Origin of the sequence: Pseudoalteromonas sp. MQS005 (assembly GCF_001661605.1) — a bacterium.
GTDB lineage: Bacteria > Pseudomonadota > Gammaproteobacteria > Enterobacterales > Alteromonadaceae > Pseudoalteromonas > Pseudoalteromonas tetraodonis.
Genome location: NZ_LYRQ01000119.1, coordinates 1 through 775, shown reverse-complemented (window position 1 = coordinate 775; position 775 = coordinate 1). Strand labels below are relative to the sequence as shown.

Annotated in this window: 1 protein-coding gene; it reads left to right on the top strand. The window is 44.5% G+C overall.

Annotated features, from left to right (window positions below):
* Positions 1–83: 83 nt before the first annotated feature.
* Positions 84–775: CHASE domain-containing protein (locus tag A9479_RS19480; protein WP_197487281.1), on the top strand; the 692-nt coding region annotated here is incomplete at its 3' end.

Below are 775 nucleotides of genomic sequence, written 5' to 3'. Positions count from 1 at the left end.
TTGTTTCTGAATTTGATTTTGGCTTTCTATCTAAATTATCGGTCCTACCCTTTTGATATCAATCGGAGCCTCCGGAGCATTAAATGACGTCACTTATCTCAGTTCCCAAGTTTTCATTACGCAGTTGGTTAATGTCATTATGGCTACCGTTAGGGTTATTAGTTATTGGCTACTTTGTGGCAACATCCATGGTAGATCAGCAACAACAAACCCAAGCAAAGCGAATTAGTGATGCGGTTACTGTCAGGTTAAATCTAATTGCAGCAGGGGTTCAGGAAAAGGTCACGCTGTATCAATATGGTTTGCGCGGCACCCGTGGTGTAGTAATGTCGCTATCCCCTGAGCATTTTGATTACAACGATATGCAGGCCTATACGCAAGTGCGAGACTATAAAAGGGAGTTTCCAGGGGCTCGTGGTTTAGGTTTAATCATCAAAGTTGAACCAAACCAAACTGCGGCATTTATAGACCGGATGGCTGCCGAGCGACCAAGCTACAACTTCCAAATCAGGCAGCTAACGCCACACCAAGATAGCCTTTTTGTGATCACCTATATTGAACCTGAGCAAAACAATCGTGAGGCCGTGGGGCTTGATATTGGCTCCGAAGCAATGCGCCGCAAAGCGGCATTAGATGCGGCGATAAATAATGATGTCAGGTTAACGGCACCCATTACCTTGGTACAAGCAAATGAGCAAATTCAGCAAGGTTTTTTAATATTAATGCCAGTATATAAAACGGTCATCGTGCCAGAAGGCCGTCAGCAACGGCTTGA